This is a genomic window from Kitasatospora sp. NPDC059827, assembly GCF_042731675.1.
Taxonomy (GTDB): Bacteria; Actinomycetota; Actinomycetes; order Streptomycetales; family Streptomycetaceae; genus Kitasatospora.
Window position 1 is genome coordinate 1 of sequence record NZ_JBHWIV010000101.1, and the last position, 23,741, is coordinate 23,741.

The following is a 23,741-nucleotide window of genomic DNA, read 5'->3' on the forward strand; positions in this document are numbered from 1 at the left end:
TGGCGCCATCCCGGCCGCCCCCGTATTGGTTTACTCTGTGCCGGCGGCCCCCCCCCCGCCCCGCCCCCTCCACCCCGCGGGCCGGGCCCGCGCCCGGGGCCCCCCCCCCCGCGGGGGGCGGGGGACCCTCCGACGAACGACGGCCGTACGGCCGGGGTCCTACAGGCCGACCTCGCGCATCAGCTGGCCGACCTCGGGGTTGGTCAGGCGGCGCAGCCAGCCCGACTTCTGGTCGCCCAGGGCGATCGGACCGAAGTGGGTGCGCACCAGCTTCTCGACCGGGAAGCCGACCTCGGACAGCATCCGGCGGACGATGTGCTTGCGACCCTCGTGCAGGGTCACCTCGACCAGGTAGTTCTTGCCGACGTTGGAGATCACCTTGAAGCTGTCGGCGCGCGCGTAGCCGTCCTCCAGCTCCACGCCCTTGGCCAGCTGCTTGCCCAGGTCACGCGGGATCGGGCCCTGGATAGCGGCCAGGTAGGTCTTGGTCACGCCGTACTTCGGGTGGGTCAGGCGGTGGGCCAGCTCGCCGTGGTTGGTGAGCAGGATGATGCCCTCGGTCTCGGTGTCCAGCCGGCCGACGTGGAACAGCCGGGTCTCCCGGTTGGTCACGTAGTCGCCCAGGCACTGGCGGCCGTCCGGGTCCTCCATGGTGGAGACCACACCGGCCGGCTTGTTGAGCGCGAAGAACAGGTAGGACTGGGTGGCGACGGTCAGGCCGTCGACCTTGATCTCGTCCTTCTCCGGGTCGACCCGCTTGCCCTGCTCGGTGACCTGCTTGCCGTTGACCGAGACCCGACCCTGCTCGATCAGCTCCTCGCAGGCCCGCCGGCTGCCGACGCCGGCCCGGGCCAGCACCTTCTGCAGGCGCTCGCCCTCGGGCTCGCCGAAGGTCTTGGGCAGCTTGACGGCCGGCTTGTCGTGCCGGGCCAGCACGGCGTCCTCGATCCTGGCCTGGAGCTCGCGCGAGCGCTGCGGCTGGCGGCGCGGGTCGCCCGGGGCGCCCTGGCCCTCCCGGCGCGGGCGCGGAGCCGGGCCGGGACGCCGGCCGGTGAAGCCGCCGCGGGCCGGGGTGGCGTTCGGGCCACCGCCGAACTCGGGGCGGTCGTACTTGCGCTCCTCGGGCCGCAGCGGGCGGTCCGGGAAGCGGCGGTCGTCGCGCCGGTCGTCACGCCGGTCGTCCCGACGGCCGCCGTCGCGCCCGTAGGAACCGCCACGCGAGCCCGACCCCGAACCCGAGCCGCCACCGTACGAACCGCCGCGCGAACCCGAACCGGAACCCGAACCGCCACCGTACGAACCACCGCCGTACGAACCACCGCGCGAACCCGAGCCGGAACCCGAGCCGCCGCCGTACGAACCGCCGCGCGAACCCGAGCCCGAGCCCGAACCGCCGCGACCGCCGCCGCTGCCGCCGCCGTAGGAGCCGCCCCGACCCCCGCCCTGTCCGCCGCGACCGCTACCGCCGCCGCTGCCGTTCCTGCCGTTGCCACTGCTACGCATCAAAGTGTCCGTACGTCGTTCCGTCTGGGATGTGCGGTCGTCTCGGCCGACCTCACCTCCCCCTACCGATCAGGCGTTGCCCGATCGGCCTCGCCACTGCCGTCCGCGGCCTGCGCGGCAGCGGCGGAGACCGCCTCCGCGATCATCGTGCCCTCCAGGGACTCCGCTTCCACGTCGTCGACCTCGGGCAGGAAGGGAGCGAGCTCCGGCAGCTCGTCCAAGCCGCGGAGCCCCATCCGTTCCAGGAAGTAGTTCGTCGTCCGATACAGGATCGCACCTGTTTCGGGCTCGGATCCGGCCTCTTCCGCCAGTCCTCGCTGTACCAGGGTACGCATCACGCCGTCACAGTTCACACCGCGGACGGCGGAAACCCGTGATCTGGACACCGGCTGCCGGTAGGCGACCACCGCCAGGGTCTCCAGCGCGGCCTGGCTGAGCCGGGCCTGCTGGCCGTCCAGCAGGAAGCGGTCGACCGCCTCGGCGCAGGTCTCCCGGCTGTAGAACCGCCAACCGCCGGCCACCAGCCGCAGGTCGAAGCCACGCCCCTGGGCGGTGTACTCGGCGGCCAGGCCGCGCAGCGCAGCGCCCACCTCGGCCCGCGACCGCTCCAGCACCCCGGCCAGCCGCTCCTCGCCGACCGGCTCGTCGACGACCATCAGGATCGCCTCCAGCTCGGCCCGCAACCCCGGCCCGACCGGTCCGGGCCCCAGCGGCTCCGTTCCGACCGGCTCCGTTCCGACCAGCTCCGTGCCGGTCGACTCCGTTCCAGTCGACTCCGTCGCACCGGAAGTCGACGGGCCCGACTTCTGGTGCACCACCCGGGGCCCGCCGTCCCCCGACTCCGCGGCGGCACCCGGCGGCGCCACCGGGGCTTCCTGAGCTGCCTGCGCCACCGGAGCCGCCACCGGCTCCGGCAGCAGCTCGAAGGCCGGCTCCAGCCACTCCTCCGCCCGCGGCTGCCCCGGCAGCCCGAGCGGGCGCCGCACCGGCCTCCCGACGCCCTTCCCGACGCCCTCGCCACCGCTCATCGCCGCCCGTCCTCCTCCTCGGCCCGCTCCGCACCGTCGGCGGGCCGGTCGAACTCGTCCGTCACCTCGACCGGGCCCCGGCCCTCCTCGGCCACCCAGCGCACCCGCAGCTCCCCGAGCGCCTCCGGCTGCTCGAAGTCCAGCGCCCGCTCCCGGTACAGCTCCAACAGCGCCAGGAACCGGGCGACCACCACCAGGGTGTCCGGCGCGTCCGCGACCAGCTGCTGGAAGGAGGCCTCGCCGAGCTCGGTGAGCAGCCCGACCACCAGCGCGGCCTGCTCGCGCACGCTGACCGGCGGGGCGTGGATGTGGTCCACGTACACCACCGGCTCGGGCTTGGGCTCCATCGCCTTGGCCGCCAGCTGGGCGAGCCGCTCCGCGCCGACGGTGATGACCACCTCGGGCAGCAGCTCCGCGTGCCGGGGCTCCAGCCCGACGGCCCGGGGGCGGCGCAGCAGCTCGGCCGCCCAGCGCTCGCCGAACAGCGCGGCCGCCCGCTTGTACGCCCGGTACTGCAACAGCCGCGCGAACAGCAGGTCACGCGCCTCCAGCAGGGCGAGGTCCGCCTCGTCCTCGACCTCGGCCACCGGCAGCAGCCGGGCGGCCTTGAGGTCGAGCAGGGTGGCGGCCACCACCAGGAACTCGGTCGCCGCGTCCAGGTCCCAGTCCGGGCCCATCGCCCGGATGTGCGCCAGGAACTCGTCCGTCACGGTGGCCAGCGCCACCTCGGTGACGTCCAGCTTGTGCTTGGCGATCAGGCCGAGCAGCAGGTCGAAGGGGCCCTCGAAGTTGTCCAGCCGTACCCGGAAGCCGCCCCGGGGCTCCTCCTCGGTGGCATTCACGGCGGTGGCGTTCACGGCGCTGGCGGCTGGTTCGACGGTGCTCGGCATGGCGGTCCATCTTCACCCGCCCGCACCGGCCGTCCGGCCACGGGGCCCGGCGACACGCCGCCGACCGGCCCGCCACGGACCCGCGGCACGCCGCCACCGGCGGCCGGGGCGGGCCCGACGGACAGGCCCGGGAAACAGGCCCGACGGACAGGCCCGACAGACAGCCCCGGGAATCAGACCCGGGAACCAGACCCGGGAGACGGCCCCTAGCGGCCGCGCAGCCGCCGGACCAGGATCGAGGCCTCGCCGCGCTGCTCCAGGTCCGCCAGGACGACCGCGATGGCCTCCCGGACGATCCGCCCGCGGTCCACGGCCAGGCCGTGCTCACCGCGCAGCACCAGCCGGGTGTGCTCCAGGTCCATGAGCTCCTCGGCGGACACGTACACGGTGATCTTCTCGTCGTGCCGCTCGCGCCCGCTCGGGCGGCGCGGCGCGCGGCCGCGCGGCCGGGCGCGTCCGGCGGCGCCGGCCTGCTCCTCGGCGGCGCCGGCGTGGGAGCGGCCCGCCGGCGCGGGGGCGGCGCCCTGGCCCCCGGCGGCCCGCTGGACGGGCGGCTGGCCGGGCGGCGGCACCGCGACGCCCTGGTGCTGCTCCTGGGGCGCCTGCCGGTCGTCCTGGGCCCCCTGGGCGGCCTCGGTGCCCTCGGCGCCCTCGGTGCCGTTGACGGTCCGCGCGGTCTCCGGTCTGGATGCCTCGGCGGCCGGACGCGGGGCGAGGGACGGCGACAGCGCCATCCCGCCGGTGGTCCGGAACAGCTCGTCGGCACCCGGGAGACTCACTCGGCGGGGCGGCACCGGTCGAGCACCTCCCTGGCGAGCTGGCGGTAGGCGGCGGCCCCGACCGAGTTGGTGGCGTAGGTCGTGATCGGCTCGCCGGCGACGGTGGTCTCCGGGAAGCGCACGGTCCGCCCGATGACGGTGTGGAAGACGTGCTCGCCGAACGCCTCGACGACCCGCGCCAGCACCTCGCGGCTGTGCACGGTGCGCGAGTCGTACATGGTCGCGAGGATGCCGTCCAGGCGCAGCTCGGGGTTGAGCCGCTCGCACACCTTCTCGATGGTCTCGGTCAGCAGCGCGACCCCGCGCAGTGCGAAGAACTCGCACTCCAGCGGGACGATCACGCTGTGAGCGGCCGTCAGCGCATTGACCGTCAGCAGGCCCAGCGAGGGCTGGCAGTCGATGATGACGAAGTCGTAGTCCGGCAGCAGCGGCTTGAGGGCGCGCGCCAGCGCGGACTCCCGGGCCACCTCGCTGACCAGCTGCACCTCGGCGGCGGAGAGGTCGATGTTGGAGGGCAGCAGGTCCATGCCCGGGACGGCGGTCTTGAGCAGCACCTCATCGGCCGTCAGGCCCCGCTCCATGAGCAGGTTGTAGACGGTGACGTCGAGCTCCATCGGGTTGACGCCGAGGCCGACCGAGAGCGCGCCCTGCGGGTCGAAGTCGACGAGCAGCACCCGGCGGCCGTACTCGGCCAGCGCCGCGCCCAGGTTGATGGTCGACGTGGTCTTGCCGACGCCGCCCTTCTGGTTGCACATGGCGATGATCTGGGCGGGTCCGTGCTCGGCGACCGGCGCGGGGATCGGGAAGTACGGCAGCGGGCGGCCGGTCGGGCCGACCCGCTCGCGGCGCTGGCGCGCGGCGTCGGGGGCCAGCGTGGCGGCGTACTCCGGGTCCGGCTCGTACTCGGCGTCCGGGTCGTCGTAGGCGCCGTAGGCGAACTCGCCGTAGGCCAGGCCGTAGGCCGCCAAGTCGGCGTCGTGATCGGTCACCGTGGTCACCTGCGCTGTGTTCTGGCGTGCTTCGAAGGTACGGAGTGCGACCGAGCCGACCTCGGCCGAGCCCACGGATGCCTGCCGGGCCCCGGGCTCCTCACTCGGCTGGCCGGCGGTGAGCTCCGCCAGTCCTGGCTGACCACCCCCGGGAGCAATTGTCGACTCATTCACAAGTCGTCTTACCTCCTTGGGGATCCAGGACTCTATGTCGATTCGTCAGCGTGGCAGCATGCCGACGGTTTGCGACTCTAGGCCGTTCAAGGCGTTCGCAGCAACACAATCCACGGTAGTGGGCACGATGTGTCGACTATCGGGCGGGCTGCTGTCAAGGGATGAGCAGGCCCATGACCCTAACGTTTCTGCGGGACGCCGAGGGTCGGGTGACACCACCGACGGAAATTGACGACAGAGCGACCCGCCCGGTCCACCCGCTGTTCACGGGCACGGCGAAGCCCCCGACCCGAGGGCATCGGGTCGGGGGCGAACGACCGCTGCGCGGTCAGGGAGTTCAGGCGAGCACGCTCTCCAGCGTGACCGACTCCAGGCCGAAGGCCTCGGCCACGGCCGGGAAGGTGATCTGGCCCTCGTGGACGTTCAGGCCCTTGGCGAGCGCGGCGTCACGACGCAGCGCCTCCTTCCAGCCCCGGTTGGCCAGCTCCAGCACGTACGGCAGGGTGGCGTTGGTCAGCGCGTAGGTGGAGGTGTTCGGGACGGCGCCCGGCATGTTGGCCACGCAGTAGAAGACCGAGTTGTGGACCTGGAAGGTCGGGTCGTCGTGCGTGGTCGGGTGCGAGTCCTCGAAGCAGCCGCCCTGGTCGATGGCGATGTCGACGAGCACGGAGCCCGGCTTCATCCGGGAGACCAGCTCGTTGGTGACCAGCTTCGGGGCCTTGGCGCCCGGGATCAGCACGGCGCCGATGACCAGGTCGGCGTCCAGGACGGCCTTCTCCAGCTCGAAGGAGTTGGACATGATGGCCTTGATCTTGGTGCCGAAGATCCGGTCGGCCTCGCGCAGCTTGTTGATGTCGCGGTCCAGCAGGGTCACGTCGTAGCCCATGCCGATGGCGATGGTGGCCGCGTGCCAGCCGGAGACGCCACCGCCGATGACGACGGCCTTGGCCGGGTGGGTGCCGGGCACGCCGCCGGGCAGCACGCCGCGGCCGCCGGCCGGGCGCATCAGGTGGTACGAGCCGACCTGCGGGGCCAGCCGGCCCGCGACCTCGGACATCGGGGCGAGCAGCGGCAGCGCGCCGTTGCCCAGCTGGACGGTCTCGTACGCGATCGCGGTGGTGCCGGAGGCGACCAGCGCGTCGGTGCCGGCCCGGTCGGCCGCCAGGTGCAGGTACGTGAAGACGGTCTGGCCCTTGCGCAGCCGGTGGTACTCGGAGGCGATGGGCTCCTTGACCTTCAGCAGCAGGTCGGCCGTGGCCCACACCTCGTCGGCGGTGGGGAGGATGGTGGCGCCGGCGGCCACGTACTCCTCGTTGGGGATCGAGGAGCCGAGACCGGCGTTGTCCTCGATGTAGACCTCGTGGCCGTTGCGGACCAGCTCATGCACGCCGGCGGGCGTGATGGCCACGCGGTACTCGTGGTTCTTGACCTCGCGGGGGATGCCGACCTTCACGACTGAACACGTCCTCTTGCCATGGGGGTCCCGACCGGAGAAGACCGGTGGGCGACGCGCACGTGGGGAAGCCTCCGGGCATGCCGGGGCAGGGGATCGCTGCGCGACTGAGTTCGAGTGTAATGAAGCCCAGGCGGCCTGTCAGCCTTCCAAATCTAACAATTTCGCCGAAGGCATTGGCAGGTTCGTAGGCTTCCACTGGAACTTACCTGTCATAGGTGTCGTAACAGGGCACTTTCGACGATACCTCCGAAACCGCCCTCACCACCCGCCGTCGACGCGTTCCCGCAGGTCGGCGAGGGCGCTGCCGACCGCCTCCCGGCCGCGCTCGTCGCCGATCCGGCGCAGCACGGCCAGCGCGGCCCGGTACTCCCGGTCGGCCTCCTCGAAGCGGCGCTGGGCGGTGTGCGCCTCGGCGACCCGGGCCAGCAGCCGGGCCTCGGCCGCGTGGTCGCCCAGCGACCGCCGCAGCCCGAGCGCCCGCCCGTACCAGTCGGCGGCGCGCACCGCGTCGCCGAGCGCCCGGTGGCAGCCCGCCGCGCCCTCCAGGGCCCGGGCGCAGAGCGGTTCGTCGCCGACCGCCCGGGCGTGCTCCAGGGCGGCCCGGTAGTGCCCGGCGGCCTGCTCCCAGCGGCCCGCCGAGGCCTGGAGGTCGCCCAGGTTGAGCAGCGCCGCCGAGGCCCGGCGGGGGCGCCCGTTGCGCTCGGCGACGGTGAGCACCAGCTCGTGCAGCCGGTAGAGGTCGGCGGGGGCGGCCGTGCCGGTCAGCGGCAGGGCCCGCAGCAGCGCGGTGACCAGCCGGCCGGCCGAGCCGTCCAGGTCGCCCTGGCCGATCGCGTCGGCCACCGCGCCGAGCAGCAGCTCCCGCTCCGCCGTCAGCCAGTCCCGGGCGTGCCCGGCCGAGTCCAGCCTCAGCGCGGGCGGCAGCGGGTCGGGGGCCGGGCCGTCGGCCGGGTCCAGCAGGGCGCGGGCCGACTCGGTCAGCCGGACCAGCCGCTCCAGCAGCCGGGCCCGGGCGAGCTCGGTCTCGGCGGGCCGGTCCTCCTGCTCCCGCAGCCGGACCAGCCGCTGGTAGAGCCGCCCGGGCACCCGGTAGCGCGGGGTGCCGTCGGCGGCCGGCGCCTCCTCGCCGAGCAGTTCCCGCTCGGTCAGCGCGGCCAGCGTCGCGGCCGCCTCCGGCGCCGGGCAGCCGACCAGGGCGGAGGCGGTGCGCGGGTCGGCGGTCTGCGCCGGGGCGAGCGTGAGGGTGCGCAGCATCCGTGCCTGGGCGGCCGGCAGTCCCCGGTAGAGCAGGGTGAAGGCGCCCAGCAGCGGGTCGTTGTCGGGGACGGGCACCGGCTCGGCGGGCGCGGGCTCGGGCTTGACCCAGGTCGACGGGTCGCCGGCCGGCTCGGGCGCGGCGGCGGGCTCCGTGGCCCCGTCCTGTGCCTGGGCGCCCTCCTCCTTCTTCTCCGGTGCCGCGTCGGTCCTCGGCGTCCGGCCGGCCTTCGCGGTCCTCGCGCCCTTCGCGGCCTTCCCCGCCCGGCCGCGACCGGCGCCCTTGGCGCCCGAGGCCTCCGACTCCTCCCCCACCGCCCGGGTGAGCTCGCGCGCCGCGTCGGTGACCGCGATCTTCGGGTTGCCGCGCAGCCACCGCGAGATCAGCCGCAGCGCGGCCGGCCCGGCGGCGCAGGCCTCGGCGAGGTCGGCCGCGCCGACCGGGTCGCAGGAGACCCGGGTGCCGCCCACCAGGTCGGCCAGCAGCTCCCCGGAGGCCTGCCGGTCCAGCCCGCCGAGGATCACCGGGTCGATGTCCTCGATGCCGGTGAGCGGCCCGGCCGTGGTGGCGAGCACCAGACAGCCGGGCTCGTCGGCGAGCAGCGGCCACAGCTGCCCGGCGTCCCGGACGTCGTCCAGCACCAGCAGCACCCGGCGTCCCGCCAGGGCCTCCCGCAGCGCCACGCCGCCCGGTTCGTCCCGTCCGTCCTCGACGGCGCCGGGCAGTGGCACGGCGGCCTGCGGGTCGAGCTGCTCCAGCAGCAGCCGGGCGGCCCGGCCCGGCGGCACCCGCCCGCCGTCCGGGGCGGACAGCCGGGCGAACAGCACGCCGTCCGGGTAGTCGGCGGCGGCGGTCCGGGCGAAGCGGGCGGCGAGCGCCGTGCGGCCCGAGCCGGGGCGCCCGGCCAGCACCAGGACGGGGCAGCGGCCGCTCACCCGACGGGTCGCGGCCGCCCGCAGCGCGGCCAGTTCGGTGCGCCGCCCGGCGAACAGGGCGGGCCCGGCGGGCAGCCGGTCGAGCCCCGGGACGGCGCCGGCGGGCGCGTCGGGGCCGGGGTCCATCGTCGCCGTCTTCCTCGCCACCCGTGCCACTCCCGACGTCATCCCGCGCCCGGCGTCCGGCCGGTCGGCCCGCTGCGCTCGGCGGAGGCGGCCCGGGACGGGCGCCCTGTCTGCGAAGCGTAGTTCGACCGTCCGACTGATCGGAGGTGACATCCGGTCGTACGAACCGGTGAATCACCCCAAGGCATCAACCCCGCTGGTTCGCCCACGCCCCGACGGGGCCCGCGCCCCGACGGGCGGTCAGACCTGGAAGGGGCGGGCCGGCCACGGCGCGTCCGGGCGGCGCAGCCCGTCCAGGCCGTCCGGGGAGGTCAGCGCGGCGTGTACGGCGAGGACGCCGGTGACCAGGGTCGGGTTGTGCAGCTGCCCGGCCTGGATCAGCCGGATCAGCTCGGGCACCGGCACCCGGGCGACCTCGATCTCCTGCTCCTCGCCCTCGGCCTCGTACCGCCGGCCGTCGGCCTCGGCGAGGTCGGTGGCCAGGAACATCCGCAGCGCCTCGTCGGTGCCGCCCGGGGAGGTGTAGTAGTCGGCGAGGACCCGCCAGGTGTCGGCCCGGCAGTGGGCCTCCTCGTACAGCTCGCGCCGGGCGGCGTGCCACGGGTTCTCGCCGGGTACGTCGAGCAGCCCGGCCGGCAGCTCCCAGAGCCGCTGGCGGACGGGGTGGCGGTACTGGCGCAGCACCAGCACCCGCTGCTGGTCGTCCAGGGCGAGCACGGAGACCGAGCCGGGGTGGGTCTGGTAGTCGCGCCGGGACCAGCTGCCGTCGGGCATCCGGACCTCCTCGCTGCGCACGCCGGTGACCCGGCCCTGGAACGGCGTCGAGCTCGCCCGGACCTCCCACTCCTCGGCCGTGTCGGCGATCACCAGGTCGCTCTGCTCGTCCATCGCTCTCCCCTTTTCGTCAGTACGACACAATCTAACGCCGAACGGCGGCCCCGCGGGAATCGCGGGGCCGCCGTCCGGTGCGCGACCGGGGCCGGGAGCGGGACGACTACTCCGCGGCCGGGGCCGTCTTGATCTCGATGGCGGCCTTGACCAGGCCCGCGAACAGCGGGTGCGGGCGGGTCGGGCGGGACTTCAGCTCCGGGTGGGCCTGGGTGGCCACCAGGTACGGGTGCACCTCGCGCGGGTACTCGACGTACTCGACCAGGTCGCCCTTGGGCGAGAGGCCGGAGAACTGCAGGCCGGTCTTCTCCAGGTCCGCGCGGTAGGCGTTGTTGACCTCGTAGCGGTGGCGGTGGCGCTCCTCGACGTACGGCTCGCCGCCGTAGACCTCGCGGACGATCGAGCCCTCGGCGAGCTTGGCCGGGTAGAGGCCCAGGCGCATGGTGCCGCCCAGGTCGCCCTTGCCGTCGACGATCGCCAACTGCTCGGCCATGGTGGAGACGACCGGGTGCTTGGCGGCGGCGTCGAACTCGGTGGAGTTGGCCTCGGGCAGGCCGGCCAGGTTGCGGGCGGCCTCGATGACCACGCACTGCAGGCCCAGGCACAGGCCCAGCAGCGGGACCTTGTTCTCGCGGGCGAAGGTGATGGCGCCGACCTTGCCGTTGACGCCGCGGTCGCCGAAGCCGCCGGGGATGCAGATCGCGTCGACGTCACCGAGCTGCTCGCGGGCGCCCTCGGGGGTCTCGCAGTCGTCCGAGGTGACCCACTTGATCTCGACCCGGGCGTTGTTGGCGAAGCCGCCGGCGCGCAGCGCCTCGGTCACCGACAGGTAGGCGTCCGGCAGGTCGATGTACTTGCCGACCAGGGCGACCTTGACGATGTGCTGCGGCTCGTGGACGCGGCGCAGCAGGTCGTCCCAGGTGGTCCAGTCCACGTCGCGGAACGGCAGGTCCAGGCGGCGCACCACGTAGGCGTCCAGGCCCTCGCCGTGCAGCACCTTCGGGATGTCGTAGATCGACTTGGCGTCGATGGCCGCGACCACGGCCTCCTCGTCCACGTCGCACATCAGCGAGATCTTGCGCTTGATCGCCTGCGGGACCTCGCGGTCGGCGCGCAGCACGATCGCGTCCGGCTGGATGCCGATGTTGCGCAGCGCGGCGACGGAGTGCTGGGTGGGCTTGGTCTTGAGCTCGCCCGAGGGGCCGATGTACGGCAGCAGGGAGACGTGCACGAAGAACACGTTGTCCCGGCCGACCTCGTGGCGGACCTGGCGGACGGCCTCCAGGAACGGCAGCGACTCGATGTCGCCGACGGTGCCGCCGACCTCGGTGATCACGACGTCGACGTCCTCGGTCGCCATCCGGCGGATCCGGGACTTGATCTCGTTGGTGATGTGCGGGATGACCTGGACGGTGTCGCCCAGGTACTCGCCGCGGCGCTCCTTGGCGATGACCGTCGAGTACACCTGGCCGGTGGTGACGTTCGCCGAGCCGTGCAGGTTGGTGTCGAGGAACCGCTCGTAGTGGCCGATGTCCAGGTCGGTCTCGGCGCCGTCGTCGGTGACGAAGACCTCACCGTGCTGGAACGGGTTCATGGTGCCCGGGTCCACGTTGAGGTACGGGTCGAGCTTCTGCATCGTCACGCGCAGGCCGCGGGCCTTGAGCAGCGCGCCGAGGCTGGAGGCGGTCAGCCCCTTTCCGAGCGAAGAGGCAACACCCCCGGTGACGAAGAGGTGCTTGGTCGTCACGGCGCGGCCGTTCGCTGCCTTGCCGGAATGGGGCTGTGCCAAGAGGGGGCTCCCGTGGGTCGCGTGTCGAAAGTGACGTGGGCGGGAGGCTCGGGGCTCGCCGGGCGACGGGAGGCCGGCGGGGTGCGCGGCGCTCGAAGGGTCGTCGGTTCGGCTGGTCCGGGGCGTTTTGATCCCGCCGGTCCACGGGATACCAGGGTAACAGTGACCTGACCGGGACGCCTTTCGGCCCGCGCTCGGCCCGCGCCCGGCACTCCGGGAGCGTGCGCCGGGCGCACCACCGGCGCACCATCCGCCGCACGCGTCACTCCGGTCGCACCACCCACCGGACCGGGCCAGCCGGGGTACTCCGACCGGGCCATGCCAGCCCCTCCGTTACGGCCACCCGGAGCTGATCCTTCCGGACCATCCTGCGCCGCGCCCCCGCGATGCACGGCATTTCCGCCGAATTGCGGCGCCACACGAGGCTGCGCCCGCGTGCTTCGCCCCTTTCGTCCGTCGTAAGCTGCACGGACGCATCGCGACAGCACGAGCACGCGGAGGGCGTGGGAGCGTCAGGACACTCCCGGTCCCCGATGCGCGACCGGACCTCCCCGTTATCCAGCTCCTCCCCACCCACCCCCAGGGGCTCGAACGAGCCCCGCGCGGACACTCCAGCAAGGCCCGCCACCACCCCCCGGCGGGCCGGACGTCCCGGGGTGAACCCCCGGCCCCGCAGACCCGCTCGCTCCCTGGTTCGCCGATGCCCTGACCACATTGCGAACTGGAGATCCACGTGGCCGGCCGTATCGAGGACTACGCACTCATCGGGGACATGCAGACCGCTGCCCTGGTCAGCAGGGACGGGGCGGTGGACTGGCTCTGCCTCCCCCGCTTCGACTCGCCGGCGGTGTTCGCCGGCCTGCTCGGCACCGATGAACACGGCTTCTGGCGGATCGGACCGGCCGAGGCGGTGGCGACCGAGCTCCCCGCCGCCCCCGCCGAGGCCGCCCTGCCCCGCCTCGGCGACACCGCCGGCCTGCGCGTCCCGCCGCCCACCGCCGCCGCCCCCGCCGTGCCCGCCGACCGCCGCCGCTACCGGGGCGACTCGCTGATCCTGGAGCAGGAGTGGGACGCCCAGGGCGGCACCGTCCGGGTGATCGACTTCATGCCGCCCCGCCCGCTGGCCGGCAAGGACTCCGTGCCGCAGATGATCCGGATCGTCGAGGGCGTGGCCGGCACCGTGCGGATGCGCTCGGCGCTGCGGATGCGCTTCTCCTACGGCCGGATCGTCCCCTGGGTGCACCGGGTCGAGCAGGCCGACGGCGGCCACCGCACCGTCGCCGTGGCCGGGCCCGACTCGGTCTGGCTGGACGGCGAGGCCGAGACCTACGGGCGCGACCTCACCACCTACGCCGACTTCACCGTCCGGGCCGGCGAGCGGATCGCCTTCGCCCTCACCTGGCAGGCCTCCCACCTGGAGCCGCCGGCCGTCCCGGACGCCGAGGCGATGCTCGACGCCACCGCCGAGTTCTGGCACGACTGGGCCGGCCAGTGCACCTACCAGGGCCCCTACCGCGAGGCCGTGGTCCGCTCGCTGATCACCCTCAAGGGCCTCACCTACGCCCCCACCGGCGGCATCGTCGCCGCCCCCACCACCTCGCTGCCCGAGGACATCGGCGGCGAGCGCAACTGGGACTACCGCTACACCTGGCTGCGCGACGCCGCGATCACCCTCTCCTCGCTGCTGCGCACCGGCTACCGCGAGGAGGCCCGCGCCTGGCGCGAGTGGCTGCTGCGCGCGGTCGCCGGCGACCCGGAGAACCTGCAGATCATGTACGGCATCGCCGGCGAGCGCGAGCTCACCGAGTCCTCGCTGGACTGGCTGCCCGGCTACGAGGGCTCACTGCCCGTGCGGATCGGCAACGGCGCCGCCGGGCAGCTCCAACTCGACGTCTACGGCGAGGTGGTGGAGGCCCTGCACCTGGCCCACATGACCGGCCTGGTCCGCAACGACCACGCCCACCACCTCCAGCTGCGCCTGATCGAGTACCTGGAGGACCACTGGCAGAACCCGGACGAGGGCATCTGGGAGGTCCGCGGCCCGCGCCGGCACTTCGTCCACTCCAAGGTGATGGCCTGGGTCGCCGTCGACCGCACCATCAAGCTGCTGGAGCAGACCCCCGAGGACGCCCCCTCCGACGGCCACCTGGAGCGCTGGCGCGTGCTGCGCGAGACCATCCACCGGGACGTCTGCGAGAAGGGCTACGACCCCGAGCGCAACACCTTCACCCAGTACTACGGCGGCAAGGAGCTGGACGCCTCGCTGCTGCTCATCCCCCAGGTCGGCTTCCTGCCGCCGGACGACAAGCGGGTGATCGGCACCATCGAGGCGATCCAGCGCGAACTGTCCACCGAGGACGGCTTCGTGCTGCGCTACCCCACCCACGACGAGTCCGGCAACAACGTGGACGGCCTGTCCGGCCACGAGGGCGCCTTCCTGGCCTGCTCGTTCTGGCTCGCCGACGACCTCGCCATGATCGGCCGGGTGCAGGAGGCCCGCGAACTGTTCGACCGGCTACTGTCCCTGCGCAACGACCTCGGGCTGCTCGCCGAGGAGTGGGACCCGCGGCTCAAGCGCCAGGTCGGCAACTTCCCGCAGGCGTTCAGCCACGTCCCGCTGATCGACACCGCCCTGCGGCTGACCGCCTGCGGCGCCGCCTACCTGTCGGCCCAGCCGGACGGCGCCGAGGCCGACCGGGCCGCGGAACGGGTGGAGCGGGCGGGCGTCTGAGGCCCACCGCCGGGGGTGCTCAGCCCCGCTGCACCAACTCGTCGTAGGTGCTGAGCACCTGGGCGACGGTGGCGGCCTCGTCCGGCCAGGTCTCGGCCTGCTGCCGGCCGGCCGCCACCAGCTGCTCCCGGCGGGCCGGGTCGGCGAGCAGCCCGCGCACCGCCCGGCCGAGCGCCGCCGGGTCCCCCGGCGGCACCAGCAGGGCGGCGTCGCCGACCAGTTCGGGGATGCCGCCGACGGCGGTGGCGACCACCGGCACGCCGGCCCGCATCGCCTCCTGGACCACCAGCGAGCGGGCCTCCCAGCGGCTGGAGACCACCACCACGTCGGCGGCGGCCAACAGGTCGGGGACGTCGGTGCGGTAGCCGAGCAGGCGCACCGGCAGCTTCTCGGCGGCCACCCGCTCGCGCAGCGGGCCCGCCTCCGGACCGTCCCCGGCGAGCAGCAGCAGCGGCTCCGGGTCCAGCGCGGACAGCTCCTGGGCGGCGTCCAGCAGCGTCCCGAAGGCCTTCTGCGGGACGAGCCGGCCGACCGCCAGCACCAGCGGGCGGTCCGGGCCGTCACCGAGCAGCGCGGCGCGCGCCTCGGCCCGGCCGAGCCGCCCCTCGGGCATCGGCGGGGCGGCCACCGGGCCCAGCCGGGCGTCGGTGGCGCCCAGTTCACGGGCCCTGGCGACCAGGTCGGAGGAGGCGCCGAGGACCAGGTCGGCGGCGCGCGCCACCCGGCGCTCCATCAACCGCTGCAGCCGCCGCTCCATGCCGGTGGCCAGCAGCGCGTGGTGCGAGGTGACCACCAGCGGGGTCTCCGGGCGCAGGCCCGGGAAGCGGCCGGCGGTGCGCAGCGCGAGGTCGGACAACAGGCCGGCCCGCAGCCCGTGGGCGTGCACCACGTCGGCGCCGGTGAAGGCCCGGCGCAGCTCGCCGATCGCGGTGGCGTCGCTGCGGGCCCCCGCGGTGGGGGTGATGTCGACGGTGTGGAACCGAGCGCCGGTGCGGGAGAAGCCGAACAGCGCGTCCGTGCCGGCCGGTGCGCAGACCGTGACGGTCACCCCGTGCGCGACCAGGCCCTGGGCCAGGGAACGCACGTGCGCACCGATGCCGCCGGTGCTGGCGGCCAGGACGAGTACCACGTGCAGCTGCCCCGGTTCCGGGGCGGCCGCGGTGGCCCGGGCGGCGGAATGGTCCACGTCGTCTCGCATCCGACTCGATCAGGTTCGCGCGCCGCTTCGCGAGGATTGCCCGCCCGGCGGCGCTCGGGACTGGAAAGCCAGTGTCCAGCCGCCACCATGCCAGGTCGGCGGCCCTCTTGGACAGTCGGCGCCACGGGGGGCGCGTCGCCGTCCCGGCGGGGAGGGCCGCCGGTTCCGGCCGACCCCGTCCGGCCGATCCCGGCGGGCCGATCCGCCGAGATCCGCTGGCCAGCGCCGGACCGGGCCTAGTGGTGGCGCGGGGCCCGGGCGGCGGCCAGCAGCTCCTCGGCGTGGGCCCGGCCCAGCTCCGAGTCCTCCAGGCCGGCCAGCATCCGGGAGAGTTCCCGCACCCGCTCCTCGTCGTTCAACACCTTGACCCCGGAACGGGTCACGGTGCCGTCGTGGGTCTTCTCCACCACCAGGTGCCGGTCCGCGAACGCGGCCACCTGCGGGAGGTGGGTGACCACCACGACCTGGGCGGATTCCGCCAGCTTGGCCAGCCGGCGGCCGATCTCGACCGCGGCCTTGCCGCCGACGCCCGCGTCCACCTCGTCGAACAGGTAGGTGGGGACGGGATCGGCGCCCGCGAAGACCACCTCGACGGCGAGCATCACCCGGGAGAGCTCACCGCCCGAGGCGCCCTTGGCGATCGGGCGCGGCTGGGCACCCGGGTGCGGGGCGAGCAGCACCTCGACCTCGTCCACGCCGTGCGGCCCGTACGCGACGGTGCGGCCGTCCAGTTCGATGCCGGCCAGGTCGTCGACCCGGGTGATCGAGAAGGTCACCCGGGCGTGCGGCATGGCGAGTTCGGCGAGCTCCGCCGAGACGGCCTCGGCGAAGCGCCCGGCGGCGGCCTGCCGGGCGGCCGACACCTCGGCCGCCAGCTCGGCCAACTCGGCCCGCAGCTCGGTCTCCTGGGCGCCGAGCTGGTCGATCCGCTCGTCGTCGCCGTCGAGTTCGGCGAGCCGGGCGGAGCCGGCCTCGGCCCAGGCGATCACCTCGGCGAGGACGTTGTCCTCGCCGCCGTACTTGCGCAGCAGCTGGGCCAGCACGGACCGGCGGTCCTCGACCGCGGCGAGGCGCACCGGGTCGGCGTCCAGGTCGTCGGCGTAGCCCGCGAGGTCCCCGGCGACGTCGGCCAGCAGGTAGCCGACCTCGTTCAGCCGGTCGGCCAGGGCGGCCAGCCGCTCGTCGTGGTGGCGCACGGCGTCCAGGGCGCGCCGGGACTGGGCGAGCAGGGTGCCCGCGTCCAGCGCCTCCGGGTCGGCCGGGTCGCCGGCCAGGGCGGCGTGGGCGAGGGTCGCGGCGGAGGAGAGCGCGTCGGCGTGGCCGAGCCGCTCGGCCTCGGCGGCCAGCTCGACGTCCTCCCCGGCCACCGGCTCGGCGGCGGCGATCTCGTCCAGGCCGAAGCGCAGCAGGTCGGCCTCCTGGGCGCGCTCGCGGGCCCGGGTGGTCAGCTCCTCCAGGGTGGCCGCGACCTCGCGCAGGGCGCGGTAGGTCTCCCGGTAGCGGGCCAGCGGCTCGGCGACCGTCCCGCCCGCGTAGCGGTCCAGCGCGCCGCGCTGGCGGGCCGGGCGCAGCAGCCGCTGCTGGTCGGTCTGGCCGTGCACGGCGATCAGGTCCTCGCCGAGTTCGGTGAGCAGCCCGACCGGGACGGCCCGCCCGCCGACGTACGCCCGGGAGCGGCCCTCGGCGGACACGGTCCGGCTGATCAGCAGCGCTCCGTCGTCCAGTTCGGCCCCGGCCTCGACGGCGCGGGCCGCCGCCGGGGAGTCCGCGGGCAGTTCCAGCCGGCCCTCCACCACGGCGCGGCCGGCCCCGTGGCGCACCAGGCCGGGGTCGGCTCGGCCGCCGAGCAGGAGGCCGAGGCTGGTCACCACCATGGTCTTGCCGGCGCCGGTCTCACCGGTCACGGCGGTGAAGCCGGGAGCCAGCTCGACCACCGCATCGTCGATGACCCCAAGATCCCGTATCCGCATCTCGTCCAACACGGAGACGACCTTACGAGGTTCCGCCCCCGGAGCGCGACGAGCGGCAACGGCGCGCGGCAACTCCGTGCCGCCGGGTTCACTCCTTCCGGGGCGTTTGGGCTGCGGTGGGCACCGTGCACCACGGCAGGAAGAGCTGCACCAGCGGACCGATGAGCAGCGCGTACACCACCGTGCCGACCCCGGCGGTACCGCCGAGCAGCAGTCCGACGGCCAGCACGGTGACCTCGATGCCGGTGCGGATCAGCCGCAGCGAGCGCCCGGTGCGCCGGTGCAGTCCGGTCATCAGGCCGTCCCGCGGGCCCGGGCCGAGCCGGGCGCCGATGTAGAGGCCGGAGGCGACGCCGTTGAGCAGCACCGCGGCGGCCGTCAGCGCGGCCCGGGCGGGCAGCCCCTGCGGGCCGTCGACCACCCGCAGGGTGAGGTCCATCGCCGCGCCGATCACCAGCACGTTGGCGACGGTGCCCACCCCCGGGCGCTGGCGCAGCGGGATCCACAGCAGCAGCACCAGGGCGCCGCAGACGGTCACCCAGGCTCCCACGGTGAGGCCGAACACCCGTTGCAGGCCCTGGTGGAAGACGTCCCAGGGGTCGAGGCCGAGGCCGGAGCGGAGCATCAGCGCCATGCTCGCCCCGTACAGGGCGAGGCCGACGGCGAGCTGCGGGAGCCGGCGGCCCAGCGCGTGGGTGTCGCCGAGGATCCGGACGGCGAGGCCGGGGCGGGGCCCGACGGCAGGCGGCGGCGGGGGTGCGGTCGTGGGTGCGGTCGTGGTGGCCACTGGTGCTCCTGCGGGTGGTGCTGCACCGCCGGGTCGCGCCCGACGGTGGCGGACTCGACGGCCGCACTGCCATGATGAGAGAGCCAATACGGCCCACGACAGGGCCAATTCCGAGCAAGTGGACTGATCAGCGATGGCCGACTGGCACACCACCGTCACCCCGCCCGCGCTGGCCCGGCTGCTCGCCACCGCGCGACTGCCCGAACCGGCCACCGCCCGCCGCCCCGCCTACCGCACCCTGGCCGGGCAGATCCGGCTGCTGGTCACCGAGGGCCGGCTCCCGGTCGGCGCCCGACTGCCCGCCGAACGCGAACTCGCCTCCGCCCTGGAACTCAGCCGCACCACCGTCGCCACCGCCTACGAGGCCCTGCGCGGCGACGGCTACCTGCTCAGCCGGCGCGGCGCCGGCAGCTGGACCGCCCTGCCCGAGGGCGCCCCGCCGCCCAGCGACGCCCTGCACCCCGTCCCGCCGGACGAACAGGGCCGGATCCTCGACCTCGGCGTCGCCGCCCTGCCCGCCCCCCAGCCCTGGCTGGGCCGGGCCGCCGCCCGGGCCGTCGAACTGCTGCCGCAGTACGCCGCCGGGCACGGCCACTACCCCACCGGCGTCCCGGTGCTGCGCGAGGCCGTCGCCCGCCGCTACACCGAGCGCGGCCTGCCCACCACCCCCGACCAGATCCTCGTCACCACCGGCGCGATGGGCGGACTGCACCTGGTCCAGCGGGTCCTGGTCGGCCGCGGCGACCGGGTCGCCGTCGAGGCCCCCAGCTACGCCCACACCCTCCAGGCGCTGCGCCTCACCGGCGCCCGCCTGGTGCCGGTCCCGTACGACGCCTCCGCGGCCCCGAGGCGCTGGGACCTGGAGGAGTGGCAGCGGGTGCTGCGCGGGGCCGCCCCCAAGGTCTCCTACGTCATCCCGGACTTCCACAACCCGACCGGCGCACTGATCGACGAGGACCAGCGGCGCCGGCTGCTGGCCGCCGCCCGGGCCGCCGGGAGCATCGTGCTGGTGGACGAGACCACCGCCGAACTGGGCTGGGGCGTACCGGAGTCCACGCCGCTGCCGCGCCCGGTGGCGGCACTGGACCGGGCCGCCCAGGTGGTCACCGTCGGCTCGGCCGGCAAGCTGCTCTGGGGCGGCCTGCGGATCGGCTGGGTCCGGGCCGCGCCCGCGCTGGTCCGGCGGCTGGCCACCGAGCGGGTCTACAGCGACGTCGGCACCCCGGTGCTCGACCAGCTGATCGCCGCCGAGCTGCTGGGCGAACCGCTCCCGGCCGTCCGCGCCCACCAGCTGGACCGGCTGCGGGCCACCGCGCACGCCTTCGCCGCCGCGCTGCCCGAGCAGCTGCCGGAGTGGAGCTTCCCGCTGCCGCCCGGCGGCCTCGCGCTCTGGGTCACCACCGACGGCCTGTCCGGCGCGGCGCTGGCCCAGGCCGGGGAACCGGCCGGGGTCCGGATCGCGGCCGGCAACCGGTTCGGCTCGGACGGCGCCTTCGAACACCACATCCGGATCCCGCTCACCGTGCCCGCCGCCGCCGTCCCCGCCGCCGTGCGGCGGCTGGCCGCGGTGGCCGCCCGCGCCACCGCGGGCGGCCGGCTCGGCGCGGCCGACGAGGGCCAGGCACTGGCGGTCTGAGCCGCCCGGACGATCCGGCGGACCGTCAGCAGGGGGTGTTCGAGCGGCCGCGCCAACCCGTCACCGGGAGCGCGAACTTGGCGACCAGCCGGTCGGTGAACGGCGCCCGGTGCAGCCTGGCCAGCCGCACCGGCGTCTTCCCCCGGCGCACCTCCACCCGCGCCCCGGCGGGCAGTTCGACCGAGCGGCGCCCGTCGCACCAGAGCACCCCGTGCGGGGTCTTGGGCTGCACCTCGACCGCCAGCACCGAGTCCGGGGAGGTCACCAGCGGCCGGGCGAACAGCGCGTGCGCGGAGATCGGCACCATCAACAGCGCCTCCACCTCCGGCCACACCACCGGCCCGCCGCCCGAGAAGGCGTACGCCGTCGAACCGGTCGGCGTCGCACAGACCACCCCGTCGCAGCCGAAGTTGGAGACCGGACGGCCGTCCACCTCGGTCACCACCTCCAGCATCCGCTCCCGGGACGCCTTCTCGATCGACGCCTCGTTCAGCGCCCAGTCCTCGTGCACCACGTCGCCGTTGGTGCGGACGATGACGTCGATCGTCATCCGCTCCTCGACCTCGTAGTCGGCGTCCACCACCCGCTCGACCACCACGGCCAGGTCGTCCCGCTCCGCCTCGGCCAGGAAACCGACCCGGCCGAGGTTGATGCCCAGCATCGGCAGCCCGTGCGAGCGCGCCAACTCCGCGCCGCGCAACAGCGTGCCGTCCCCGCCGGCGACCAGGATCAGCTCGCAGCCGTCGGCCGCGCCCGGCCCCTCGGCCACCTTCTCGACCCCGTCCGGCAGGTCGAGGTCCACCGCCTCCGTCTCCAGCAGCCTGATCCGCAGCCCCGATTTCAGCAGCCCGTGCACCAGGGCCTCGACGCTGCGCAGCGCCGCCTCCCGGCCGGTGTGCGCGATCAGGAAGACCGTGCGTTCTCCATCGCTCATGCCGCTGCCCTCTCCCTACGCCTGCCGGGTCGCCCTCGGCCCGGTGCGGCCGCGCCATCCAGCATGACGGGCCGGACGCTCGCAGAGCACCCTATCGGGGCCCCTCCGCCACGGCCCGGTCCGCGTCCGCGGGGTCCAGCTGCGGGGCGTCCCGGCGCATCCAGAGGAAGTACTCGACGTTCCCGGACGGCCCCGGCAGGGGGCTCGCGGTGACCGCGCGCACGCCCAGCCCCAGCTCCCACGCCTGCCCGGCGACCTGCCGGACCATCTCGGCGCGCAGCTGCGGGCTGCGCACCACCCCGCCGCTGCCGAGCCGCTCCTTGCCGATCTCGAACTGCGGCTTGACCATCAGCACCAGGTCCGCGTCCGCGGCCGCGCAGGCGGCCAGCGCGGGCAGCACCAGGCCCAGCGAGATGAAGGAGAGGTCACCGACGACCAGGTCGACGGGGGTGCCGCCGATCGTCTCCAGGGTCAGCTCACGGACGTTGGTGCGGTCCATCACCGTCACCCGCTCGTCGCTCTGCAGCGACCAGGCCAGCTGCCCGTAGCCGACGTCCACCGCCAGCACGTGGGCCGCCCCGGACCGCAGCAGCACGTCGGTGAACCCCCCGGTGGAGGCGCCCGCGTCCAGCGCCCGGCGGCCCTCGACCACCAGGCCCTGCGGCACGAAGGCCGCGAACGCCCCGGCCAGCTTGTGCCCGCCGCGCGAGACGTAGTCGGGGTCGTTGTCGTCCTTGGCCACCACGACCGCCGCCGAGGTCTCCACCTGGGTGGCCGGCTTGGTCGCGGTGGTGCCACCCACGGTCACCCGGCCGGCCGCGATCAGCTCGGACGCGTGCTCACGCGACCGGGCCAGCTTGCGGCGGACCAGCTCCGCGTCGAGTCGGCGTCGTGCCACTGCCACTGGTGTTTCAGCTCCTACGGGTCCTGCGGATCATTCCTGGTCGAGCGCGGCCAACGCGTCGGCGAGCCGCTGGTGAACATCTTCGTACACCGCGACGTGTGCCTCGGCCGGGACCCCGTCCAAAGCCTCCAACCGGGCCAGCCCGGCATCCACTCCGGGGTGCCCGGTGGGCAGCAGTTCGACGCCGAGCGGCCCCACCGCCACGGCGGACCGGGCGGGCTCGGTGGACTCAGTGGGCTCGATGGGCTCAGCGGGCTCTACGAGCTGGCTGGGCTCGGACGGTGTGCCCGGCTCACTCGTCCCGGTCATCGGGCTTCTTCGTGCTGCTGGCCTTGCGGACGGTGGTCTTCTTGGTCGCCGTGCGCTTGGCCGCCGTCCCGGCCCGGCCGTCCGCCTCGGCCCGCTTCGCGGTGGCCGTCTTCTTCACCGTGGCCTTCTTGGCGACGGCGGTCTTCTTCGCCGCAGCGGCCTTCTTCGCTGTGGTCGCCTTCTTCGCCGCGCTGACCTTCTCGGCGGCAGTGGACTTCTCGGCAGTGGTCTTCGCGGCGGCGGCCTTCTTATCCCCCGCCGCCTTCTCCGGCGGCGCCACCGGCGGATCGACCTCGACCGGCTCGTCCACCTCCACCCGCTCGGCCACTATCGGCTCCGCCGCCACGCGCTCGTCCTCGAACTCCCAGCCGCGTCCGAACAGGTCGTCCGCCCGGGGCGCCGGCACCGGCTCCTCCGCCGGGTACCCGGTCGACGCCGGGCCCGGCCCGGCCTCGGCCGCGACGGGCTCCTCCTCGACCTCGCGCAGCTTGCTCTCCAGGTACGCCAGCACCACGCCGACCTTGGTCACCTGGTCCCCGACCTTCTCGAAGGCCTTCTCCACCTCGTTGCGCGCCACCCCGACCGCCAGGTCCACCCCGGCCCGCCCGGCGGTGACGGCCTCCTCCGCCAGGGTCTGCAGCGTCTTCGCCGACGGCGGGAACTGGCCGCCCAGCCTGCGCTCGACCTCGGCCACGTCGACGCCGGTCTTCTCCAGGACCGCGGCCGCCGTGTCGACGACCCGCTTGCCGACCTCCTCCACCACCACGGCGGCGGCCGCCACCGCTCCCCGCACCGTCCTCGGCAGCATCCGGGTGCCTCCTCCGCGCCTGCGCGCGCACAGCGCGCCTGGCTCCGTCGCCCTCGGCACCCGGGCGATTCCGGGCACCCCACCGACGACGCTACCGCCAAAACCCTCCTGAGGTACCGTGGCCCGGCAGTCCGCACCGTAGTGACCTGGGGATGGAGCGAGCGCCGTGGCGAACGCCGAGGAGTGCCGGGAGGCGCTGGAGCAGCTCAGCCGGAACATGGCGAAGGCCACCGGCGACGTCCGGAAGGCCGCCGCCCTCGACCGCTCGCTGAGCTGCCGGATCACCGACCTCGACCTGACCTTCATCGGGCAGCTGCGCGACGGCCGGATCCAGGACGTGTCCGCCGTGCCCGGCCCGCCCGCCGAGAAGGCCGCGATCCGGCTCACCATGGCCGGCGACGACCTGCTCGCCCTGGTCGGCGGCGAACTCAACTTCGCCTCCGCCTGGGCGAGCGGCCGGATCAAGCTGGAAGCCGGCCTCCGGGACCTGCTGCGGCTGCGCACCCTGCTCTGAGGCCCGGGCCGGGCGTCTGACACGGACGTCCGTACCGAGGAACGGTTCGTACGTCCGTGTCAGACGCCCGTCGCGAACGCCCCACCCCGGACGCGCCCCACCCGAATGCCCTGCCCTGGACGTCTGAATCGGACGTAC

At 74.6% G+C, this 23,741-nt stretch carries 19 protein-coding genes; 3 read left to right on the forward strand and 16 right to left on the reverse strand.

Features of this window, described 5'->3' with window-relative positions; all coding sequences use genetic code 11:
- Positions 1 to 159: 159 nt before the first annotated feature.
- The 9 genes from ACFV8H_RS36335 to ACFV8H_RS36375 all read right to left on the reverse strand — a co-directional run bounded on the left by ACFV8H_RS36335 (position 160) and on the right by ACFV8H_RS36375 (position 11,812).
- Positions 160 to 1,503 carry a pseudouridine synthase gene (locus ACFV8H_RS36335; RefSeq protein WP_380408367.1) on the reverse strand — a complete coding sequence of 448 codons (1,344 nt, stop codon included), beginning with the start codon at positions 1,501 to 1,503 and terminating at the stop codon, positions 160 to 162.
- Between the two features lie 62 nt (positions 1,504 to 1,565).
- Positions 1,566 to 2,159, reverse strand: a complete 594-nt coding sequence (locus tag ACFV8H_RS36340) for an SMC-Scp complex subunit ScpB (protein WP_380408390.1) — start codon at positions 2,157 to 2,159, stop codon at positions 1,566 to 1,568.
- Positions 2,160 to 2,527: 368 nt separating this feature from the next.
- The gene (locus ACFV8H_RS36345; protein WP_380408369.1) at positions 2,528 to 3,421 is read right to left on the reverse strand and encodes a segregation and condensation protein A; all 894 of its coding nucleotides are present in this window, start codon (positions 3,419 to 3,421) and stop codon (positions 2,528 to 2,530) included.
- A gap of 206 nt (positions 3,422 to 3,627) precedes the next feature.
- Positions 3,628 to 4,155 carry a hypothetical protein gene (locus ACFV8H_RS36350; protein WP_380408392.1) on the reverse strand — a complete coding sequence of 176 codons (528 nt, stop codon included), beginning with the start codon at positions 4,153 to 4,155 and terminating at the stop codon, positions 3,628 to 3,630.
- 41 nt (positions 4,156 to 4,196) lie between these two features.
- Positions 4,197 to 5,264, reverse strand: a complete 1,068-nt coding sequence (locus tag ACFV8H_RS36355) for a ParA family protein (protein ID WP_208869108.1) — start codon at positions 5,262 to 5,264, stop codon at positions 4,197 to 4,199.
- 436 nt (positions 5,265 to 5,700) lie between these two features.
- Positions 5,701 to 6,816, reverse strand: coding sequence for an alanine dehydrogenase (gene ald, locus ACFV8H_RS36360; protein WP_380408371.1), 1,116 nt, complete (start codon positions 6,814 to 6,816; stop codon positions 5,701 to 5,703).
- A 261-nt stretch (positions 6,817 to 7,077) separates the two neighbouring features.
- Entirely contained in the window at positions 7,078 to 9,156 is a 2,079-nt protein-coding gene (locus ACFV8H_RS36365; protein ID WP_380408372.1) for a tetratricopeptide repeat protein, read from the reverse strand.
- 219 nt (positions 9,157 to 9,375) lie between these two features.
- Positions 9,376 to 10,023 carry an NUDIX domain-containing protein gene (locus ACFV8H_RS36370; protein ID WP_380408373.1) on the reverse strand — a complete coding sequence of 216 codons (648 nt, stop codon included), beginning with the start codon at positions 10,021 to 10,023 and terminating at the stop codon, positions 9,376 to 9,378.
- A 106-nt stretch (positions 10,024 to 10,129) separates the two neighbouring features.
- Entirely contained in the window at positions 10,130 to 11,812 is a 1,683-nt protein-coding gene (locus tag ACFV8H_RS36375) for a CTP synthase (protein WP_375887081.1), read from the reverse strand.
- A gap of 733 nt (positions 11,813 to 12,545) precedes the next feature.
- Between ACFV8H_RS36375 and ACFV8H_RS36380 the strand changes: the two genes are divergently transcribed.
- Complete coding sequence (locus ACFV8H_RS36380; RefSeq protein ID WP_380408375.1) at positions 12,546 to 14,543, forward strand: glycoside hydrolase family 15 protein; 1,998 nt, start codon at positions 12,546 to 12,548, stop codon at positions 14,541 to 14,543.
- 19 nt (positions 14,544 to 14,562) lie between these two features.
- Here ACFV8H_RS36380 and ACFV8H_RS36385 read toward each other — a convergent pair whose 3' ends face one another.
- The 3 genes from ACFV8H_RS36385 to ACFV8H_RS36395 form a co-directional block, all read right to left on the reverse strand.
- A complete protein-coding gene (locus ACFV8H_RS36385) occupies positions 14,563 to 15,729 on the reverse strand; it encodes a glycosyltransferase family 4 protein (protein WP_375887075.1) in 1,167 nt (388 codons plus the stop codon).
- Positions 15,730 to 15,977: 248 nt separating this feature from the next.
- Positions 15,978 to 17,711, reverse strand: coding sequence for a DNA repair protein RecN (recN, locus tag ACFV8H_RS36390; RefSeq protein WP_380408394.1), 1,734 nt, complete (start codon positions 17,709 to 17,711; stop codon positions 15,978 to 15,980).
- A gap of 88 nt (positions 17,712 to 17,799) precedes the next feature.
- Positions 17,800 to 18,345 (reverse strand): YitT family protein, encoded by a 546-nt coding sequence (locus ACFV8H_RS36395; protein ID WP_380408396.1) that lies wholly within the window; start codon positions 18,343 to 18,345, stop codon positions 17,800 to 17,802.
- A gap of 286 nt (positions 18,346 to 18,631) precedes the next feature.
- Here ACFV8H_RS36395 and ACFV8H_RS36400 point away from each other — a divergent pair, with 286 nt between their 5' ends.
- Positions 18,632 to 20,134, forward strand: coding sequence for a PLP-dependent aminotransferase family protein (locus ACFV8H_RS36400; RefSeq protein WP_380408377.1), 1,503 nt, complete (start codon positions 18,632 to 18,634; stop codon positions 20,132 to 20,134).
- A gap of 25 nt (positions 20,135 to 20,159) precedes the next feature.
- On the opposite strand, the gene ACFV8H_RS36405 is transcribed toward ACFV8H_RS36400, so the two are convergent.
- The 4 genes from ACFV8H_RS36405 to ACFV8H_RS36420 all read right to left on the reverse strand — a co-directional run bounded on the left by ACFV8H_RS36405 (position 20,160) and on the right by ACFV8H_RS36420 (position 23,089).
- Positions 20,160 to 21,068, reverse strand: coding sequence for an NAD kinase (locus ACFV8H_RS36405; RefSeq protein ID WP_375887069.1), 909 nt, complete (start codon positions 21,066 to 21,068; stop codon positions 20,160 to 20,162).
- A gap of 91 nt (positions 21,069 to 21,159) precedes the next feature.
- Complete coding sequence (locus ACFV8H_RS36410; protein WP_375887343.1) at positions 21,160 to 21,966, reverse strand: TlyA family RNA methyltransferase; 807 nt, start codon at positions 21,964 to 21,966, stop codon at positions 21,160 to 21,162.
- Positions 21,967 to 22,002: 36 nt separating this feature from the next.
- On the reverse strand, positions 22,003 to 22,281 hold the full coding sequence (locus ACFV8H_RS36415) for a hypothetical protein (RefSeq protein ID WP_380408379.1): 279 nt from the start codon (positions 22,279 to 22,281) through the stop codon (positions 22,003 to 22,005).
- Positions 22,265 to 23,089 carry a hypothetical protein gene (locus ACFV8H_RS36420; RefSeq protein WP_380408381.1) on the reverse strand — a complete coding sequence of 275 codons (825 nt, stop codon included), beginning with the start codon at positions 23,087 to 23,089 and terminating at the stop codon, positions 22,265 to 22,267. The genes ACFV8H_RS36415 and ACFV8H_RS36420 overlap by 17 nt, the downstream gene beginning before the upstream one ends.
- 166 nt (positions 23,090 to 23,255) lie before the next feature.
- Here ACFV8H_RS36420 and ACFV8H_RS36425 point away from each other — a divergent pair, with 166 nt between their 5' ends.
- On the forward strand, positions 23,256 to 23,603 hold the full coding sequence (locus ACFV8H_RS36425; RefSeq protein WP_380408382.1) for an SCP2 sterol-binding domain-containing protein: 348 nt from the start codon (positions 23,256 to 23,258) through the stop codon (positions 23,601 to 23,603).
- Positions 23,604 to 23,741: the final 138 nt, after the last annotated feature.

Excerpts from the sequence above, each read along its gene's own strand:
- ACFV8H_RS36335 (WP_380408367.1), bottom strand. The coding sequence starts at position 1,503 with ATGCGTAGCAGTGGCAACGGCAGGAACGGCAGCGGCGGCGGTAGCGGT.
- ACFV8H_RS36340 (WP_380408390.1), bottom strand. The coding sequence starts at position 2,159 with ATGGTCGTCGACGAGCCGGTCGGCGAGGAGCGGCTGGCCGGGGTGCTG.
- ACFV8H_RS36345 (WP_380408369.1), bottom strand. The coding sequence starts at position 3,421 with ATGCCGAGCACCGTCGAACCAGCCGCCAGCGCCGTGAACGCCACCGCC.
- ACFV8H_RS36350 (WP_380408392.1), bottom strand. The coding sequence starts at position 4,155 with ATGGCGCTGTCGCCGTCCCTCGCCCCGCGTCCGGCCGCCGAGGCATCC.
- ACFV8H_RS36370 (WP_380408373.1), bottom strand. The coding sequence starts at position 10,023 with ATGGACGAGCAGAGCGACCTGGTGATCGCCGACACGGCCGAGGAGTGG.
- recN (WP_380408394.1), bottom strand. The coding sequence starts at position 17,711 with ATGCGGATACGGGATCTTGGGGTCATCGACGATGCGGTGGTCGAGCTG.
- ACFV8H_RS36395 (WP_380408396.1), bottom strand. The coding sequence starts at position 18,345 with ATGGCGCTGATGCTCCGCTCCGGCCTCGGCCTCGACCCCTGGGACGTC.
- ACFV8H_RS36400 (WP_380408377.1), top strand. The coding sequence starts at position 18,632 with ATGGCCGACTGGCACACCACCGTCACCCCGCCCGCGCTGGCCCGGCTG.
- ACFV8H_RS36405 (WP_375887069.1), bottom strand. The coding sequence starts at position 21,068 with ATGAGCGATGGAGAACGCACGGTCTTCCTGATCGCGCACACCGGCCGG.
- ACFV8H_RS36415 (WP_380408379.1), bottom strand. The coding sequence starts at position 22,281 with ATGACCGGGACGAGTGAGCCGGGCACACCGTCCGAGCCCAGCCAGCTC.
- ACFV8H_RS36420 (WP_380408381.1), bottom strand. The coding sequence starts at position 23,089 with ATGCTGCCGAGGACGGTGCGGGGAGCGGTGGCGGCCGCCGCCGTGGTG.